Source organism: Caballeronia mineralivorans PML1(12), assembly GCF_001028175.1.
Lineage (GTDB): Bacteria > Pseudomonadota > Gammaproteobacteria > Burkholderiales > Burkholderiaceae > Caballeronia > Caballeronia mineralivorans.
This window is the reverse complement of the sequence record NZ_AEJF01000348.1, coordinates 1-272: the sequence shown is the minus strand read 5'-3', so window position 1 is coordinate 272 and position 272 is coordinate 1. Positions and strand designations below refer to the sequence as shown.

At 54.8% G+C, this 272-nt stretch carries 1 protein-coding gene; it reads right to left on the bottom strand.

Annotated features, from left to right (window positions below; all coding sequences use genetic code 11):
• The coding region (gene eutB / locus EOS_RS42960) for an ethanolamine ammonia-lyase subunit EutB (protein ID WP_047898340.1) at window positions 1–272 on the bottom strand (272 nt) is incomplete at both ends.

Here is a 272-nt window from a genome sequence, read left to right as displayed (position 1 = left end):
AACAGCAGTCACAGCCCATAGAGATGCCGCTCAGCTTGCCCATAAAGTGATCTTCTAAGCCAGCACGGATAATCTGGCGGTCGTTGTAGAGATACTCCGGCCCAATAAAGCCGACCACGGTGTTGACGATAAACGGATCGTAATGACGCGCCAGCCCGTAGTTACGTGCTTCCATCGTTACCTGGTCTGCGCCGAAGTTAGCGCCAGCGGATAGCGCAGAGCCTTGTCCGGTTTCGAAGTAGAGGCAGTTTTCCCCGGCGATACGGTTGAAC